Below are 18,321 nucleotides of genomic sequence, written 5' to 3' on the forward strand. Positions count from 1 at the left end.
GTGAAATACCTGAGTCTTTAATAATCTCAATAAAAAACGTAATTATTGGTTACCAATAGTTGGCTGGGTACTAATTGTCGGTTGATTACTAATGGTACTACCGCCACCAGTATGGCCACCACCATTATAAGAGTGGGATGGTGTATAGCCGCCACCTGTATTACCACGGTAACTACTACCGCCGCCATTATAAGATGCTCCGGAATTATTATTTCCACCAGCATTATTGTTCCCGCTATTATTGGAATTACTGCTTGAAGAATGAGATGAGCTATGACTAGAAGACGAGCTGCTAGAAGAGCTAGAACTACTTGCAACGGACGAGGATGAAGAAGATGATGAATCATTCTTTTGTTCCTTAATTGTAATGGTCTTCTTAACCTTCTTATCACCACGAGTTGCGATAATGTCATACTTAGCGGCATATTCAAAGTCATACTTAATCGTTACAGGACCGTCACTCTTTTCCGCCTTGAAGGTCTTGTAAACTTTACCGGTATCATGACCAACGATTTTCACCTTTGTATTTGGTGAAACAATAATTTTCATCGGTGCTACACCATCACTATTCAATCGCGCCTTCTTCTTATCGAAGTTAATATAAACCTGGTCTGCTTCCTCGTCATTATCATTGGTGATTGCCTTAGTTTCTGTTATATCAGAATCCGCCTTTGAGTGGTGATCTGCATAGACAGTCCCACCAATACTACCAATAATAATGAACAACAATAACCAGTTAACAAATGCTCGACCGCGACTAACAAAATTATCGCCTTGGCGCATTCGTCTAACTTGCCCAACATACTGGATAATTAACAAGATTAGTGCAATTACCCCAACAATTATAAGTACATTTTTTAAATTCATAATTAAAACACCATTTATTTTGCAAATTTAAAAATAACACTATCTTAGTGTAACACGTTTCACCATTATTCTTAATCATTTTCATTAAAATAATTGTGAAATTCAAAAAAGCGCTAAAAGAAGTGATTAGCTTGCCTCCCTTGCGCTTTCTCATGGTTAAATATTATTTACCAATACTAATAGTTGAAAATAAAAAATCACCCGCACGGGGATCTTTTATGTTGATACATCAGTAGTTTAGACTGCCCGCGCAACAGTTTAAATCACATCTAAGCATTTAACAATCTGGCTATCGTTCCGATTACGAAATTCATCAATCAAGTAAGAATATGTTTTTAACGTAATTGTTATATTTGAATGACCAAGTCTTCTACTAATTGCGTAAATATCAATACCCTTGCTTAAAAGGTAGGCTACATGCACGTGCCTTAAAGAATGAAAATGAAAATCACGTTTGGATAGGTGGCTATTTGAAAGAATTCTTCGCAAACATTTATTAAGAGCGTTAGATGTGGGAATCGTTAAACGTGAGTTTTGAAAAACCATAGTCGAACTATTAGCTTACAATGCTCTCAAATACCTTAGCAAGCAGGAATTCACCTTAATGGTTCGATTGCTAGATTTAGTTTTAGTCTTTTTAAACGATTTTGTTCGTTCATCCCAAGACTTATTTACGGTAATGGTATTACTAGCAAAGTTAATGTCTTTCCATGTTAACGCTTGGATTTCGCTTTTTCGCATTCCAGTATAAATAGCCGTAAGAATCATGTAGCGGCTAGTATTATTAATATTTAGACCTTCAACTGTACTATGAACTAAATTTTTAAGCTCATTCGTACTTAAATACTCCACTTTCATCGAATTATTTGAATTGTAAGTCAGCTCCGCACGATCAGTAAAATTTTTACGAATCACATCGTCACTAACGGCATAACTAACGCATGTATGGATCACACCCTTTAATTTCCTGGCACTCTCATATCCGTGGTTATCACCATACCAATTCAAAAATCGTTGGTATTCTATCGGACGAATATCTTGCATCTTTTTATCTTTAAAGTAGCGTTGGATCCATTTGCCAATCAACTCATATTGATAACGTCCACTATGACTTGTAACTTTTGGCACTTTGTAAGTCATCCGCCATTTATCGTAATAATCAGCAAATGAAATGTCAGAAAGTGATGGGTCAAGACTATCAATTTTGAGTTGTAATTCCATTGCGGCGCGTTGAGCATCTTTTTTTAATTTAAATAATTTCCCAGCAGTTTTTTGCTTACGCTTACCGTTCCGATAATAAACTGCATAGGCCGCATAACCAGTTTTTCTTTTTCTAACGAATGACATAATTAATATCCCCTTTACGAAATCGTTCAAGATTCCGGCATGGGCATGTTGGGAAAAAGCTAATATTATTACTGAAAATTCAAAAGGAATAGTGTTAAAAATGCATTACAACAAATCACCTTAATGTAGTCAACTTCTAGTTCCCGCTAATTATTAAATATATAGAAGAAAAAGAGTGAGTGTTATGTTAAAAACATTCCTAATGGTGAGTACGAAGTGGAGATCTTCCTTCTCACATTAAATGCTTCGCCACGAGGAGCCGAATTTCTGGATTTCAATCTATTAATTCGCTCCGATGTCCCGCAACCGCAGCAGGGTACTCATGTCCACGTGCCACTTTGGCGCAACCAAAAGAACAACTCTTACGATTTGAACATGATGACTGTGATTGCAGAGGCCTGTGGCATTCCCGACAACCTAGTTTTCGCGAATCTCGATGAAGTCATTCGAGCATTTCAGGGACGCTACGTCCGAGTGAAGCTAATAACAAAAAGGCATCTTTACCACGATAAATGGTATTCCAACATTGACGTGGTTAAGTGGCTACCTACTGAATATCCCAAAGGAGAAAATTAATCATGACTAAAAAAGAAACGTATCAAAAGAATCTACCAGACTGGCTCCAAAGCCAGCGCTGCTTCGGCCTATTCGGCAGCAGGTGGAACGACACTAAAGGCAAGTATGATAAGTGGCCAATTAACGCCAAAACTGGAAAGAACGCAAGTGTCAGCGATCCCACGACTTGGTCAACCTTTGCCAAAGCACTGACAGGGCTTCACAAATATCATGTTGCTGGTATTGGCATCTTCCTAACCCTCGATTTAGGGATTACCTGTTTAGACGTGGATCATGTACTTGACCGACAAACGGGCCAACCACTGCCAAACTTCCAGGATCAGGTAAAAGACATTCTTGAACATTCTGAAAACACTTATTTAGAGCGATCAATGAGCGGTAATGGTTTCCACCTGCTATTCAAAGGACGAATTCCTGGTCAACGAAAGCGGCACAACAATTGTGAGATGTATTCCGATAGACGGTTCATTTCATTAACTACTGATGTGATTGACGACCGTAATGAAACTAAAACCTTGAGTGAAGAGAATGTTGACTATCTTTATCAGCACTACATTGAACCGAATCAGCCTAAACAAGCTAATCAAGCATTCGTAGATGAAGGCCAGCTAACCTTATCCGACCAGGATTTGGTTGCTAAAGCTAAAACTAGTCACAACGGCGAAAAATTTGATCAACTGATGGCTGGAAAATGGCATACAGCAGGCTTTCAGAGCCAGTCAGAAGCTGACCTGAGTTTGTGCTCATTGCTAGCCTTCTGGACCAATGGAAATGCTAAGCAGATAGATCGAATTTTCCGGCAATCTGGATTGATGCGAGAAAAATGGGACGAACAGCACGGTGAGCAGACGTATGGTCAGATGACCATCAGCCGCGCACTGGAAGCAGTCACTGATCGCTATAACCCAGACCTGGAGGATCTATCGTGGACAGATCAAGGCGTGCGTAACCGCTTTTTGAAGCGGTTCGGTAAGTTAGTCAAGTACAGTTACCAGCAGCAAGCCTTCCTGTATTTTGATGGAAAGGTTTGGATTGTGGACACGACTGGTCAAGTCAACCATTGGTTAGACAATGTTGTCAATGAACTAAAAAAAGAGCTTCCTGATTATCTTTCTCAAGAAGCTCATCTAGACAACTGCCTTGAATCCAATGGTAATGAAGCTTCTTCTGACAGCGATCGCCAAAAAGCCAGTGAAGAAGCTCAAAAGAACTTTGAAAAGTTCGTTCACCATTATCAAAACACAGCTGGTAAAACAGCCGTGTTGAAACAAGTCAAGGCTTATTGTACCTCTGATGATAGCATTTTCGACAGGAAAGCGAAAGTGATTAATTGTGACAGTACGCTATATAACCTCGAAGATGGCACACAACGTCCAGTAGTAGCTAGTGACAACATTACTCGTTTAATTTCGGCCACCCCACAAGATGCTACAACTCCTGTCTTCAATCAATTTATGCAAACTGTTTTTAAGGCCCATCCAGAGTTGATTAAGTTCGTGCTGAAAGTGTTTGGCTACGCCTTGACTGGTACCAACCAAGAACAGACCATGCTTATCCTCTATGGGCCAGGGTCGAATGGGAAGAGCGTCCTGTTAAGTTTGATGTCGCGAATTTTCGGGGACTATGCCACGCAAATCAGTCCAGCAGTAGTCTCCCATAACGGCTTCTCTCGGCAAGACAATACCTACAATGACCAGCTGGCAAGGGTTGAAAATGCCCGCATGGTCACTACTTCCGAGCTGGAAAAGGGAGCATTCCTGGCTGAAGCAACGGTTAAGCAGCTAACAGGTGGGGAGCGGATCGTTGCTCGCCCACTACGGGAGCGTTCTCGGGAGTTCATGCCAAAAGCGGTTTTGTTTATGACTACCAATTATTTGCCAACGGTTACTGGATCAGACAACGGTATTTGGCGGCGGATCGTGCCAATTCCGATGACCACAGTAATCAAGGATAACGAAACAGACCCGGCTATCGGTGATAAGCTTTTCGCTGAACGCAACGGCATCCTCTACCAGCTAATCCAGGCGGCAAAGGACTACCAGCAGCATGTTTTACAAATCCCAACCGTCTGCGAAAATGCCCGGCAACAATACCGCTCCGAAATGGACACAGTCAAACAGTTCCTTGATGATGTAGCAGACATTACCAACAATCCTGACGATAAAGTGTCTAACCGCGACCTCTATAATGCCTTCGATCGCTGGAATGCTGATGTGGAGACCCACTTAACCCACCCAGGATTGAGCAAGGAATTACAGCGACGGGGATTCGGCAAGTGCAAAAGTAACGGCAAGCACGGCCGGCGGGGCTTAAAACTAAAGCCTGAGTACCAGCCCAAAGACTACTCAAATAGTTTCAAGAATGTCCCAGAGATTGGAACCAAACCGTTAACGATGGAAATGTTTGGCATCAAGTATACCGGAGGTAATAATAATGAACGATAAGATTTTCTATAACAACATTAGTGACGCTTGTCGAAATGGGCATGAAAAAGACTGGGTGCAACGATATGAAGAACGCCTTAATCTGACTGACGAGCTAAACGTGACCAACGCAATGGGCGCTGAGCCAACCGTTGCTGACCTAACCGCAGTCCCTAAAGCAGCTCTTGATACCTTCAAAGCTCATCACGCAGGGATCATTCTTTTGCATATTACACAGACCCAGCGAGAAGTTGATTTTATCTTTACGGAACGCGCAACTAGTGCTGATCCATTTGATCAGTTAGAAGTAGATCACGATAATAAACACTTCTTAACTTGGCGTGATCCTAAGTTTCCATCGCTCAGGCGTGTTCAAGCTCTTCGATATGACGTTGACCAAAATGGTTATGAGATTGCTCCGATCAACGTTAACATTTATGGAAAGGATAAACTTGGACTAATCGACCCTTGGTTCGGCTACGAGCCATTCCTAATTTAACCTAACTAAAAGACGGCAGAAATTTTCTGTCGCCTTTTTTGCGTATAATAACTTAAAACGATTTTGTCAACAAACGTTTTAATATAATTATCAAATCAATCAACCCGTGGTGCTAGTTAATTTTTTCTAGAGGAAAATGTCTAAACATGTTAGTAAATCAACAAAAAAACGCATATAGTAGTTTCAAAACTCCCAAGAAATGAGGACTACTATATGCGTTCATCAAAATATACTGAACATTATACAGATACTTTTATAACATTCAAGAAAATTATGAGAACTGTTTCTAACATATACCACAATTGTGTACCAGATAAGATTAAAAACCGAAGAAATACTGATCAACTGAAGCAACGCGATACAGTGATTATTGCTTGTGTTATATGGGGCATAATTAATGGCTATACTAGCCAAAGAGCCACGTATAGAGCGGTTTGTTCCGTCTTATTTCCTAATGGTGACTTTCCTAGTAGGAGGCGATTCACTCGCTTAAGTTCAAACTTAGCTTACATTATCAAGATTATTCGATACTTTTTCATCAAGAAGCTCACCAAAGGTGAACTAGTCGGAATTATAGATAGTTTTCCTAGTCCATTATGTAAACCAGTTAGAAATAGACAAGTAAAACTATTGAATCAAATAGCCAAAGTTGGCTATAACTCAACAAAAAAATCTTATTTTTATGGTCTTAAAATTCATATGATCGTTACTAAGACTGGCTTTCCGATTACTTACTCAATCACGAATCCAGGTGTCCATGACGTGAAAGTGTTAGAGACTTTATCGGAAGAAGCGAATCTTCCCAATATCCTAGGGGACAAAGGATATATTAGCCATAAAATCCATGAAAAGCTTGCCCTTAAGGGCATTACTATATCCCTTCCGCCACGTAAAAACATGGATAAATCAGAAAAACTAGACCACAGCTTACTTGGAAAACAAAGAAAAACAGTTGAGACTGTTTTTTCTTCCTTAGAAAAATTAGGTTGTCAAAATTTCAACTCACGTTCTGTTAAAGGGCTAGAGAGTAGATTTGAAAGCATATTACTGGTTTACAGTGCTCTATTAAGTCGAGTACAACGACGTTTTGAAGGAACTTTGAGATATTCTTTAGGATATTAAAATTAACTAGCACCACGGAATTAACTAGCACCACGGGTGGGTGATTTATAGTATACTATGTCAAAAGGAGGAGTTAGATGAACAATCAAATCACACTAGCGTATTTAGATTATGATGATCTAGATGCTTTACAAGTTGTAAGTGTTGTCAGTTTTTATGAATCGTTTATCGATGGCGCAGATCCACTTGATATGCAAGAATATTTACAGACACAATTGACAACTGAAATATTGGCAGTAGAATTGGCACAGTCAACCAGTAAATTTATTGGTATCAAGGATCATCAAATACTCATTGGTTATATGAAAGTCAATGATGAAAAAGATGCTATAGAGATTCAACGGATCTATCTGCTCAAAGATTATCAAAACAAAGGATTAGGGCAACGGTTACTCGATGAAGCGAATCGTTATGCTAAAACGAAACAAAAACGTTATTTACGTTTGGCTGTTTATGAAAAAAATCATGCAGCTATTCGTTTTTATGAACGTTATGGATTTAAAAAAATCGGGATCAAACATTTTCTTTTAGGAAAACAAGATCGTATTTGTCCGATTTTAGAAAAAGAAATCTAAAAAAACGTCCTCAGCATCAAAAGTGAGGACGTTTTTTTAGACTGGTAATGGAACCATAATTCGCTTTCCTTTTTGATAAAACGCTAATTCCGTCACACCTTTTGCTTTTAACAGAGCAAAAGATCATCGAAATGGAAACGGAAATGTCCAAGGTAATGCCCATCTGATCCAACACTAAACAAGGTACCACCACGTGAAAGATATAAATCGATGACATATTCATATAGCGCTAAATTGTCATACAAGTAAGCGCTCTTAGCATTTAATTCGAATGCCAATTTATTTTTGATTACTTGATCTAGAATCGGTAAAAACTGCACTTCATATTGTTTAAATTCAGCAACGGATAGACCAAATACCCGAAAACTATAGTCAAAATGAGCAAAGACATCTGCTTCTATAACAACTAGTGCTTCTGAAAGTTGTGCAAAATACTGAGGAATCACAATAGCAGGATCCATATCTTTGACTTCGTCATCTAAATAATCAAATTGACCATTATGATGCACACTGAGTAATTTTAAATTGTAATCTTTATCGGCTAAATAGTCGATGATCCGATCTTTTTCAGAAGCGATGTAACCGATTTCGATGCCTTTTAAAACACGATTGCCAAAACGCTTATTTAAGCTATCGATTGTTTGACTGTACATTTCATAATCGGGGATATCATCGACTTTAGTAACAGGATTGGCTAAGTCAAAATGTTCAGTTGTCACGACGTAACCCATCGTAGTTTGTTAAATAGTCCTCATTTCTTGGGAGTTTTGAGACTACTATATGCGTTCTTTGTTGATTTACCAACATATTTAGACATTTTCCTCTAGGAAAAAATTAACTAGCACCACGGGTAAAGTTGTCTACTTTTAGGATTCATATCAGTCATAAGTCACTGCAATTTAGAATTTTTTAATAACTAAAACGATGTAATTAGCACCATGCGTATAATAAGATAATTACACAGTTCTAATTCTAATCCAAATTCGGTGAATCAAATATACTGACAAGTAAGATAGAATCCAAGTACAAATCCAAATAATTATAATTCCTATATAAATATTGTATTGAACAAAGTGCTTAAAGTTAAAGATATTCCATAAAATTCGATCCCAAAACACATTAGCTAAAAATGCTCGATAAGCGTAAAATGCTAGAAAATGTATAGTTTTAAGGCATCGATTCATATTAAAAACTTTTTGAGCAATACAGATTAAATAAATTAAGAAAATTACTGTTAAAGCATAAATTGCCATTGAAGGTAGATAATAACTATCACTGGTTAAATTAGTAATTTTTGAGTGAGTAATAAAAATATTACGTGTCCAAAAATAAGTAAACAAATAAATCCCTACTACAGCCCACCAATAATTCATCAAAAAGTTTTGAATTTCTTCATGAAAATTCCAGCTTAAGCCTCCATAAAGTCCAAAAATTAGAAAGCTAAAAAAAACTCTATCTAAAAGATACCAATGTTGGGTATAAGGCCCATTTAGAATGAAATGGTCGTAAAAAATTAACCAACTAAAATAAATAATTGCAGAAATTATGACTGTAAAAATTAATTTGAAATAAGAATGTTTAACCCAGACACAGATGGCTTTAATAGCAGGCATAATAATTAAAAACTGAAGCATCATGACACTATACCAAAGATGAGGAGCAGCGTTGCCACTAAAAAATTGCCAAATAAAAGTTGGAATGTTACGAAAATGTCCGTGTTGTTGTAGATTTGGCATTAAAATTAAGTAGGCTAATGTCCAGGCGAAGGTTGGGAAAAAATTATTGCTCCATTGATTAAGAAAATAAGATTTAATAGGTAATTTATAAGTCTTATCATTAGTGCGAATTATGGTAAAGACAATTCCAAAAATAAAAGCTGGAGAGGTAAATTTTACAAAATTATATAAAGAAGCTAAGAAAAGTTGTTTTTTAAAGTCTAATGGTAAAGTTAAAAATAAAGCAATGATTGGTTGCAGCATTACGCATCCATTGGCAATGACTTTTAAATAGTCACCAATATCTGCAAGCCACCAATTCTTTTTGTAGTCATTAATTTGCATGTTATAAATTCCTTAATTAAAGTTTTGAAAAGAAGTCTCTTTAACTTTATCAAAATCTATCTGTTTTTTACACTAAGGTTTATTAATGAAACAGCTAAATTTATAAATTTGTTTCTTTTTCTCTAGTAGTGAATCTTTTCAAAATATAAGTTTTTGAACTAGGAGATTTAATTTAATTGATATTTAGGATGCTGAAGATTTAAAGACGAAACGATACTAAAAAATATAAAAAAGACTGATGATCTTCGTTAAGTACTGCCCTCGGAAATCTGTGTCCGAATTTTGGAGGGGGTCACAACATTTCATCAGTCTTTTTTGGACTAAGAATCTTTTTTTCTTAGACACGTTTCTGAGAAATAGCGACGGATTGGATGATTTAAGTAAGTGTAAAGTAGTTAGGGGATAAAATAATTGTAATATGCAATAGCCATAATGGCTTTTGTAGAAGTCCGCAACTATTTTCATAGGAGATAAGCATGAAATCAAGTAAAAAGTGATTAAGCAATTGACAATCCTTCGCTTTGCAAAATTATTGATTATAATATTTATTTGGTCAATAATGTAAGCGATATCTGGAAACTGTTAAGAACGGATCCTGTTAAAAGCACCAGATTATTTCGTGATTACTGGTCTAAATACCACAGAATCTGCTATCTTCGCAACAGTAAAAAATCTCTCTAACTTGCATTTACTACTTTCTAAGTTTTGAATAATCAAAGGAGTGGAAAAAATGGGACAATCAATATTTCCAACCGGAGTTACTAACTTCAAACCTAGTAAAACTTGGTCGGGTTATACACTATTTAATGCTAAAAATGAAGGTACAATCTTAATCGATATGAACGGAAAAGTTGTTCACGAATGGAAAGATTTACAGGGCTTCCCTAATAAAATGATTAATGGTGGTAAAGTTTTCGGCTCTTTACGCTGTCGAAAAAGCAGTGACGCTTATCAAGACTATGCCGATTTAACCGAAATTGATTGGGACGGTAATATTCGATGGTCATTTACCCACAATGAAGAAGTTACCGATCAAGGAATAGGAAAAACATGGGTTGCAAGAGTCCACCACGATTATCAACTTGAAGGAAATCCGGTGGGGTATTTCGTACCTGGGCAAGAAACAAAAGATGACTTTAAAAAAGTTTTACTTCTTACTCACCATGATCGAAAAATTGATCCAATATCACCCTATCCCCTTCTTGATCATGTCTTATTAGAAATTGACCGCGATGGTAACAAGCTTTGGTCTTGGAGTACACTAGATCATTTTAATGATTTTCCATTAACTGATGAACAAAAAAATGCAATCTTTAAGAACCCCAACTTTCAATCTACTAGTAATGAAGGGGACGTATTTCATATTAATTATGCTAGTTATCTTGGACCAAATAAATGGTTTGATCAAGGTGACCAGCGATTCAAACCGAATAACATTCTAATGGGATCGCGTGAAGCAATGATGAGTTGGATTGTTGACCACGATACTGGGAAAATCGTTTGGCTATTAGGTCCTGACTTTACTAAGAGTTTTGCTTTACGTAAATTAGGACCTCTAGTAGGGATGCATAATGTGCATTTAATTCCTAAAGGTTTACCTGGCGCTGGAAATATTCTTGCTCTCAACAATGGAGGCTGGGCTGGCTATGGCGCACCTAACCAAACCTCGTCAACCGGAATGAAAACAACACGCATTGATGGATCAGAGGTTATTGAATTTAACCCAATTACCTTAGAAAAGAAATGGAACTTTTCTGCAAAAGATATGGGCTATAAAGCAGCAGCCCACGCTAATTACTTTTACTCTCCATTACAAGGTAGCGTCCAACGGCTTCCAAATGGAAATACATTAATTGACGAAGGTGCCGGCGGACGTTTCTTAGAGGTTACGCCAAGCCATGAAATAGTTTGGGAATATATTTATCCATATATTGCTGATCATCTAATTTATCGTGCTTATCGAATCCCTTATGATTGGATCCCCCAATTATCTCATTCAACAGAAGTAGCAGTAACTCCGCCAGCTAATAGTGAGTTTCACCTACCAGGAGCTGCTGATCCGAGCCTCAATCCAAACAATACGGTTTCAGTCCCTGGAACTTATGGCTATAATAAACCATCACCAGCCAAAAATAATAATTAAATTCTCTCAATATTAACAATCGAGTAGGAGGTAATTGATTAGTTCAATTACCGACCTCTCACACCACCGTACGTACGGTTCCGTATACGGCGGTTCGACAATTTAATCACTTTTGAATTGACTGGAGCGTCTTGGACATATTTATTAGTCCAAGGTGTTCCAGTTTTCTGTTTGTTAGAGAATAATTTAGTGTCTTACTGTGTGCAGTCCGCCAGTAACCCTTCCGGGTACTAGCGAAGATAAACGCATCACGATAGGACAGACCTAACTTCTGTAAGTTAGTAACCTTAGTTTTGAACTTCTTCCATTGCTTTCAAATATATTGCCTTATTCGCGCCCTTAACCACTGGTCAAGTCGTTGGATAAAGCTAGTCAGTTTCCCAATTGAGTAGTATTGAAGCCAACCTCGCATTTTGCGATGAATTTCCTCAAACATTTTAATCAGGGAAACTCCTCGATTACGTTTGGTTAAAAGCTTTAATGCTTGTTTTACTCGTTGTTGTGATTGCTTGGCCGGTCGGGCATAGGCACCATTCTGATCTACCCCTAACGAAAAGCCAAGAAATTTCAGGCGCAATGGACTACCTACTTTGGTTTTATCTGGATTAACTTTAACCTTCAATCGCTTTTCAAGAAACTGGGTAATACTTCGCATTACTCTTTCTCCAGCCCGTTGATTTTTAACGTAAATGTTACAGTCGTCCGCATAGCGCACAAAATGATGACCACGTCTGGTCAACTCTTTATCCAACTCATTTAGATAAACATTTGCTAGTAATGGTGATAATGGTCCACCTTGCGGAGTTCCTTTATCGCTCCTAGCGAAAAGCCCATGGTCTAAGACTCCACTCGTTAGAAATTTACGAATAAGTCTTAATGTCCATGGGTCATCAATATATTGTTGGAGGTATTTAATCATTAGATCATGATTGACATTGTCAAAGTAGGCCTTTAAGTCTAAGTCAACTACTCGTCGGTAACCCTGATTATATAGATTAACTACCTTGGCGATTGCGTCTTGGGCGCCACGATGAGGGCGAAAGCCAAAACTATTATCAGAGAAAACCCGTTCAAAGATAGGCGTGAGGACCTGGGCAACTACTTGTTGGACCATTCGGTCCACTACCGATCCCTAACTTCCTTACGCCACCATTGGGCTTTAGAATTTCTACTCGTTTGACTGGTGCTGGCTTATAATTACCATCACGTAAACTGGTAATTAATACCGTTTTGTTTTCCCTAGGGTATGGCAAGAGGTCATCGACAGTCATGTCATCGATGCCCGCTGCCCCTTTATTTTTCTTTACCCGCAAATATGCCTGATTAAGATTATTGCGGTCCAAGACTAAGTCTTGGATAGTGACACTCATACCTTTACCTTCACCATAATCGGTACTACGCGCCCTTGTGTACTTTCGGTTTTCCAAACCTGTCCTCGACAAGCGGTCAGCTTGTTGTTCTGTTTTCTGCGGTCGTCGCACCTGATTATACCTCCGATATAATTTATGAGTTATTGTCGTTCAGTCCTTCATCTGATTAATCAGACTACTATGACCTCGGCTGACTTCTGACTTACCCAACGCCACATCACTGCATCGCTTGTTTCTGTGGAATTTCATTCATTCCTCTTGTCGGAAACGTGTAAGTCAGGCCTCCCCGGGTAAGAATATTAGCTTTCGTACCATGTCACCGGTAGCTTTACTGAAAGTAATCTCGAGTAGTATTGGACTTTAGTTTGTAAAGCAACCTTAATCCAGTTACCCTCAGACTTATAGCTACTTCTTGTTCATCGGTGCAGTATTTTGCCTTAGACTTCCTTCAGATTCCACCTCGCAGTGGACACCCTTATACTTAGCTCATGATTCCGACCACTACGGCCCATAGCGGACTTTCACCGCCTAGCTAATACCCATGCCGGGCGCACTTTAAAAACGTCCTTAGTAAGTAACTAAGGACGCATCATGCCGGAACCAAATATTAAAATTATTTGCAAGTTGCGCGCAACACACGCGCAACAATTTTATGAAAAAATAGCTTTCAATAGGTTTTATCAAAAATAAAAATGTTGATATATCAACGTTTTGAAGCCTATTGAAAGCTATTAAAACTAAAAAAATCACCCGCACGGGGATCGAACCCGTAACTCCGCCTTGAGAGGGCGACGTCTTAACCAATTTGACCAGCGGGCAATAAACAATACAAGAGAAGTATACAGATTTTCTCACATATTGTCAAACACTAATTAATTTACTACCTGGATCAATCAGGATTACCTCAAAAGGCCTGCTAAAGCGGCCCCACTGTTTCCAAGAATCTTTAAAATAATAAAGATAAAATCATTCGAACGATAGCTCTAATAAATAAACCCTCATCTTCTTGACATGAGCGGTTGTCACCCAAACATCGTGATAATTTTTCTTCTCTTGATGTGTCTTAACAAAAAAACTTTCTAGTAAATCACCGTTTTTAGCTACAAAGTCATTTGATAGCCGATTTACCATTAGGCGATCATCCGGAAAGTAGAAAGAAGCATCCGCAATTTTCAATGAATCCTTAATAAAAACGGAAATTGTGTTAGTATACTGTACTTTTTCACTAGTTATTAGTTCTGGATGATGCTTAATCTTGGTTAATACGTAATAAATTGAATCAGAATTACTTGCCATTTTCTCTTCTCCTCAATGTCTAAAAGTATTTTACCAAGAAACAAATCACACATAAAGTTTCAATAAAAAAAGGCTCCGAATAATACGGAACCTTAACTAGTTGGGCATACTGGTCTCGAACCAGTAAATTATGGATTCAGAGTCCACTGCCTTACCAGTTTGGCGAATGCCCAATAAGATAACAATAATAATATACACGGTGAATTTTAATTAGTCAACCATTTTCTTCCGATTAATTTTAATCAAATTCACTAGTGACGATGTTTTTGTAACCAACTTCGCCACTTCGTTACCATATTAATCCATGGATGCCTAGTGCCACTATTCCAATAGTTAACATCTGCCTTAATTTGCCGTTGTGACCACCGTGAGTAATCATGATGCATAAAATTGTAATCCTGCGCATCAGACTGGTTTTCCCAGACAGCAGCCATTATAAATTGACTCCGTGTCCGTTGTAACTTTGGATCGACTTGGTCTACCGCGGTGACATCCAACACTTTAGCAGTCGCAATTGGCGGAACTACCCGATTTTCTTTAATGTATGGGCCAACCGGAACATTAATCAAAGCATTCTTCATTACCTCTTGCCAATTCTCTCGTGTTTGATAACGATGCTCTAAGCCTGGCTCCACATCGTTTGCTAATAGGTAATCTCTCTTTTCGCCCCAACTAAGTTCAACATGGAGTTTAAATGCTGCAACCATGATCGATTTCCCCCTCGCAACCTTGTTATTACTATTTTACCGCAAAACTTTTCTCATTAGCGACTTACATAGGTAAAAATCCATTCTAAATAATAGACAAGCTGTGAGAAGTTCATTAGAATGCACTTTATGGGGGCAATCCAATGAAGAAGTATTCGAAATTCTTTCTCCCGCTAATCTATAGTATAATTTTTATCACTGCAATCTGGTCTTATCAGAACATTGAAACAGTAAACTCTAACGTTAATATTCTCATTCATGAAGTCCAGATTCACACTCAAAACGTTATTAACCGGGTTACAGGAAAAAAGAAACAAAAACCAAAATTAACAAAAGACAACTCGCAAAAAACAGAAAAGAAAACTACTTACTCGAAACCTGTCGGTAAGTGGCCGACAAATTCTGCCACTATTTTTATTAATATTAAAGATCCAGTTTTACGAAGCGCTGCCAAATCGGCGATCAAAGCATGGAATGATACTGGCTCCTTTACTTTCCACGTGGTTAAAAAACAAAAAAATGCTAACATCCTTTTTACAACAATTGACGACGATAAGGATGGCGCAGCTGGTTTAACAGAGGCAAATATTAATTCTGGCAATGGTAACTTCATCTACGTAAGAGTTGAACTCAACTCTGCATATCTGCTAAATCCAGTCTATGGTTATTCACAACGACGCATCGTCAATACAGCTGAACACGAACTTGGTCATGCAATTGGTCTTCATCATACAGATGATATTTCAGTAATGCAGCCAAGTGGTTCTAATTACCCAATTCAATCAGTAGATATTCAAAACGTTAAGCTCCTCTATTCAAAGAAAAATGCCCCATCAACTGTCCCCCAAGCTCAAACTAATACTACTAATAATAACTAGATTCCTTCTTAAAATTTAAAATCCACCAGCTGATTCATGGTAAAATGGCATCGTGTGTATTTTTAAGAAAGGTTATCGTTTCAATGAATTCAAATAAAAAAGCTCTTGGCCTTGCAATGGTAATCACCGCAACCACTTTTTGGGGAATTTCTGGTCTGTTTGCTAAGGCCCTTTTTAATATTAGCCCAGCCATCACTTCATTATGGCTAACTCAATGGCGATTAATTTTTGGTGGTGTGATTATGATTATCATCAGCAAACTAATGGGCAACCATCCATTTGCAATTTTCCATAATTTACATGACACCTGGGTTATTTTTGCCTATGGTGTAATTGGCCTGGTCCCCGTCCAGTTTGCTTACTTTATGGCAGTTCAGGAAGGGAATGCATCCATCGCCACTATTCTTCAATTTGTTGGCCCATTCTTCATTATCGCTTATCTAGCCGTCTTTCGCCATGAGCCGCCACGACGAATTGAAATCATTTGCGCAATCATCGCTTTCCTTGGTGTTTTTATCATTGCCACTCACGGTCGCTTCAACCACTTAGCCGTTACACCTGCAGTCCTCTTTTGGGGCTTTATTTCAGCGGTTGGGGTTGCAACTAATACCTTGATTCCGCAGAAGATGTTGCAAACCGGTCGCGTGCCATCGTTAGACGTAACTGCATGGGGACTACTGTTCGCTGGAATCGTCCTTCTAGCAATTCATCCCCAACAGCCATCAATCCCAAACGTTCCCAGTGTTTGGATTGACTGTGCAAGCATTCTAATTATCGGAACAATTATTCCGTTCTACCTGGCAAATACCTCACTCAAGTATATTGATGCAACAACATTTAGCCTAATGGATGCCTTTGAACCACTTTCCGCAACTATTGGTTCCGTTTTAATTTTCCACCTCTACCTAACCGGTGCCGATATTCTTGGTTCCATTCTGGTTATCGTTGCGGTATGTGCAATCAATATTCGCCCACATCACAAGAAGAGTACTAATAACTAAACAAGAAGGAGAATACAATATGGCAGAAGATGGTTATAAATATGATGAAAATGGTTTTCGTGAGGATCTTAAAAATGATCCCAACGTTCTTCACCAGCCTGACGCTGATAGGACAAGCTGGAAATTAAAGATCCTTTCCTATGATGAAACAATTGATGTTCTTAACGGTGATACTAAGGTCCAGCCCGAATTTAAGTTCTCTGATGAAGTCTTAGATCAAATTATTAAGGAAAAGCCTGAGCTGAAACCTGATGAGGATATTAAAAATCTCATTAAAGATAAGGACCAGCAAATTCTTCTTGCAAGGTATAACGAAGATCAAGCAAAAAATTATACAATTAGTGCAGACAGCAAAAAGGATAATAACTAAAGTATCGGTGTAAGAAATAATTAGCCCCAGGCCTGAATCTTGAATTCGGGTCTGGGGCCTTGTTTAGTTAAAAAAAGCTTAATACTTGGAACCAAAAAAGACTATCCAGAATTACCCGGATAGTCTTACGAGAGATAGACTTATGATTAGTTATCGCTAATAACAGTACCCACCTTACCAGCAAGGGCATCGTCCAAGCCGTTAAGTGAGGTAATCAAAGCTTTCCGCTCTGGGTGACCTTCAACGAAGGATAAGCAGGCTTCAATCTTAGGAAGCATACTACCAGCAGCAAATTGCTTTTCATCCATGTACTTTTGGGCTTCAGCAACATTTAATGTCTTCAAAGCCTTTTCATCTGGCTTACCGTAATTTACAAATACGTAATCAACAGCAGTTAAGATGATTAAAGTATCAGCATCAATCTTATCAGCAAGTAATGCGCTAGAACGATCCTTGTCGATAACTGCTGGAACACCTTGTAAGCCATCGTCAGTCATGATAACGGGAACACCGCCACCACCACCAGCAATAACAAGATCGCCAGCTTCAATCAAGGTCTTGATGCTGTTCAATTCCATAATCTTCTGTGGAAGTGGAGAAGGAACAACTTGACGGTAGCCACGACCAGCATCTTCTTTGAAGGTGTAGCCTTTTTCCTTTTCAATCTGTTCAGCTTGTTCTTTAGTGTAGAAGTCACCAACAGGCTTAGAAGGGTTTTGGAATGCAGGGTCTTCTGGATCAACAGCAATTTGAGTAACAACAGTTGCTACATTCTTGTTCATCCAACGACGGTGCAATTCATTTTGAAGACTTTGTTGTAAGTGGTAACCAATGTAACCCTGACTCATTGCACCACATTCTGGGAATGGGAAGGCAGCTGTCTTCCCATTTTCAGCGGCAAAGTTCATACCAAGATTAATTGCACCAACTTGTGGACCATTACCGTGGCTGATGACAACTTGGTTACCAGCATCAATTAACCCGATTAATGATGAAGCAGTATTCTTAACTAACTTCAATTGTTCTTCGGGAGACTTACCGAGGGCGTTACCACCCAAGGCAACAACTACTTTAGCCATTTAGGAGT

General features: G+C 38.4%; 14 protein-coding genes, 2 tRNA genes and 3 pseudogenes. 9 read left to right on the top strand and 10 right to left on the bottom strand.

The window, feature by feature from the left end; genetic code table 11:
- Positions 1 to 42 precede the first annotated feature (42 nt).
- Entirely contained in the window at positions 43 to 867 is an 825-nt protein-coding gene (locus MR181_RS00580; protein ID WP_191911201.1) for a hypothetical protein, read from the bottom strand.
- Between the two features lie 258 nt (positions 868 to 1,125).
- Positions 1,126 to 2,214: pseudogene (locus MR181_RS00585) on the bottom strand (tyrosine-type recombinase/integrase).
- A 195-nt stretch (positions 2,215 to 2,409) separates the two neighbouring features.
- On the opposite strand from MR181_RS00585, the gene MR181_RS08825 reads away from it, so the two are divergent.
- The 5 genes from MR181_RS08825 (at position 2,410) to MR181_RS00605 (ending at position 7,409) form a co-directional block, all read left to right on the top strand.
- Positions 2,410 to 2,790: a DUF669 domain-containing protein gene (locus MR181_RS08825; RefSeq protein ID WP_304421356.1), complete on the top strand. Its 381-nt coding sequence runs from the start codon at positions 2,410 to 2,412 to the stop codon at positions 2,788 to 2,790.
- A 2-nt stretch (positions 2,791 to 2,792) separates the two neighbouring features.
- Positions 2,793 to 5,234 (top strand): phage/plasmid primase, P4 family, encoded by a 2,442-nt coding sequence (locus MR181_RS00590; RefSeq protein ID WP_242333677.1) that lies wholly within the window; start codon positions 2,793 to 2,795, stop codon positions 5,232 to 5,234.
- Positions 5,224 to 5,712, top strand: coding sequence for a hypothetical protein (locus MR181_RS00595; RefSeq protein ID WP_242333679.1), 489 nt, complete (start codon positions 5,224 to 5,226; stop codon positions 5,710 to 5,712). The genes MR181_RS00590 and MR181_RS00595 overlap by 11 nt, the downstream gene beginning before the upstream one ends.
- A 213-nt stretch (positions 5,713 to 5,925) precedes the next feature.
- On the top strand, positions 5,926 to 6,834 hold the full coding sequence (locus MR181_RS00600; RefSeq protein WP_242333682.1) for an IS982 family transposase: 909 nt from the start codon (positions 5,926 to 5,928) through the stop codon (positions 6,832 to 6,834).
- A 77-nt stretch (positions 6,835 to 6,911) separates the two neighbouring features.
- Positions 6,912 to 7,409 carry a GNAT family N-acetyltransferase gene (locus MR181_RS00605; protein WP_098045105.1) on the top strand — a complete coding sequence of 166 codons (498 nt, stop codon included), beginning with the start codon at positions 6,912 to 6,914 and terminating at the stop codon, positions 7,407 to 7,409.
- 36 nt (positions 7,410 to 7,445) lie between these two features.
- On the opposite strand, the pseudogene MR181_RS00610 reads toward MR181_RS00605, so the two are convergent.
- Both MR181_RS00610 and MR181_RS00615 read right to left on the bottom strand, forming a co-directional pair.
- Positions 7,446 to 8,128: pseudogene (locus MR181_RS00610) on the bottom strand (PHP domain-containing protein).
- Positions 8,129 to 8,365: 237 nt separating this feature from the next.
- The gene (locus MR181_RS00615) at positions 8,366 to 9,469 is read right to left on the bottom strand and encodes a hypothetical protein (protein ID WP_242333685.1); all 1,104 of its coding nucleotides are present in this window, start codon (positions 9,467 to 9,469) and stop codon (positions 8,366 to 8,368) included.
- Between the two features lie 730 nt (positions 9,470 to 10,199).
- Between MR181_RS00615 and MR181_RS00620 the strand changes: the two genes are divergently transcribed.
- A complete protein-coding gene (locus MR181_RS00620; protein WP_242333688.1) occupies positions 10,200 to 11,612 on the top strand; it encodes an arylsulfotransferase family protein in 1,413 nt (470 codons plus the stop codon).
- A gap of 106 nt (positions 11,613 to 11,718) precedes the next feature.
- Here MR181_RS00620 and ltrA read toward each other — a convergent pair.
- The 5 genes and pseudogenes from ltrA to MR181_RS00645 form a co-directional block, all read right to left on the bottom strand.
- A pseudogene (gene ltrA / locus MR181_RS00625) lies at positions 11,719 to 13,093 on the bottom strand (group II intron reverse transcriptase/maturase).
- 635 nt (positions 13,094 to 13,728) lie between these two features.
- Positions 13,729 to 13,801 (bottom strand) — tRNA-Glu (locus tag MR181_RS00630).
- Positions 13,802 to 13,948: 147 nt separating this feature from the next.
- Positions 13,949 to 14,278: a hypothetical protein gene (locus tag MR181_RS00635; RefSeq protein ID WP_242333691.1), complete on the bottom strand. Its 330-nt coding sequence runs from the start codon at positions 14,276 to 14,278 to the stop codon at positions 13,949 to 13,951.
- Positions 14,279 to 14,378: 100 nt separating this feature from the next.
- Positions 14,379 to 14,451, bottom strand: a tRNA-Gln gene (locus MR181_RS00640).
- Between the two features lie 78 nt (positions 14,452 to 14,529).
- Entirely contained in the window at positions 14,530 to 14,985 is a 456-nt protein-coding gene (locus MR181_RS00645) for a DUF7679 family protein (protein WP_242333694.1), read from the bottom strand.
- 143 nt (positions 14,986 to 15,128) lie between these two features.
- Here MR181_RS00645 and MR181_RS00650 point away from each other — a divergent pair, with 143 nt between their 5' ends.
- The 3 genes from MR181_RS00650 to MR181_RS00660 all read left to right on the top strand — a co-directional run bounded on the left by MR181_RS00650 (position 15,129) and on the right by MR181_RS00660 (position 17,234).
- On the top strand, positions 15,129 to 15,863 hold the full coding sequence (locus MR181_RS00650) for a matrixin family metalloprotease (protein ID WP_242333697.1): 735 nt from the start codon (positions 15,129 to 15,131) through the stop codon (positions 15,861 to 15,863).
- A gap of 83 nt (positions 15,864 to 15,946) precedes the next feature.
- The gene (locus MR181_RS00655; protein WP_242333700.1) at positions 15,947 to 16,864 is read left to right on the top strand and encodes an EamA family transporter; all 918 of its coding nucleotides are present in this window, start codon (positions 15,947 to 15,949) and stop codon (positions 16,862 to 16,864) included.
- A 19-nt stretch (positions 16,865 to 16,883) separates the two neighbouring features.
- Positions 16,884 to 17,234, top strand: coding sequence for a hypothetical protein (locus MR181_RS00660; protein ID WP_242333704.1), 351 nt, complete (start codon positions 16,884 to 16,886; stop codon positions 17,232 to 17,234).
- A 146-nt stretch (positions 17,235 to 17,380) separates the two neighbouring features.
- On the opposite strand, the gene arcC is transcribed toward MR181_RS00660, so the two are convergent.
- On the bottom strand, positions 17,381 to 18,313 hold the full coding sequence (gene arcC / locus MR181_RS00665) for a carbamate kinase (RefSeq protein ID WP_102168037.1): 933 nt from the start codon (positions 18,311 to 18,313) through the stop codon (positions 17,381 to 17,383).
- Between the last annotated feature and the right edge of the window lie 8 nt (positions 18,314 to 18,321).

The organism is Limosilactobacillus urinaemulieris (genome assembly GCF_932750685.1).
Lineage (GTDB): Bacteria > Bacillota > Bacilli > Lactobacillales > Lactobacillaceae > Limosilactobacillus > Limosilactobacillus urinaemulieris.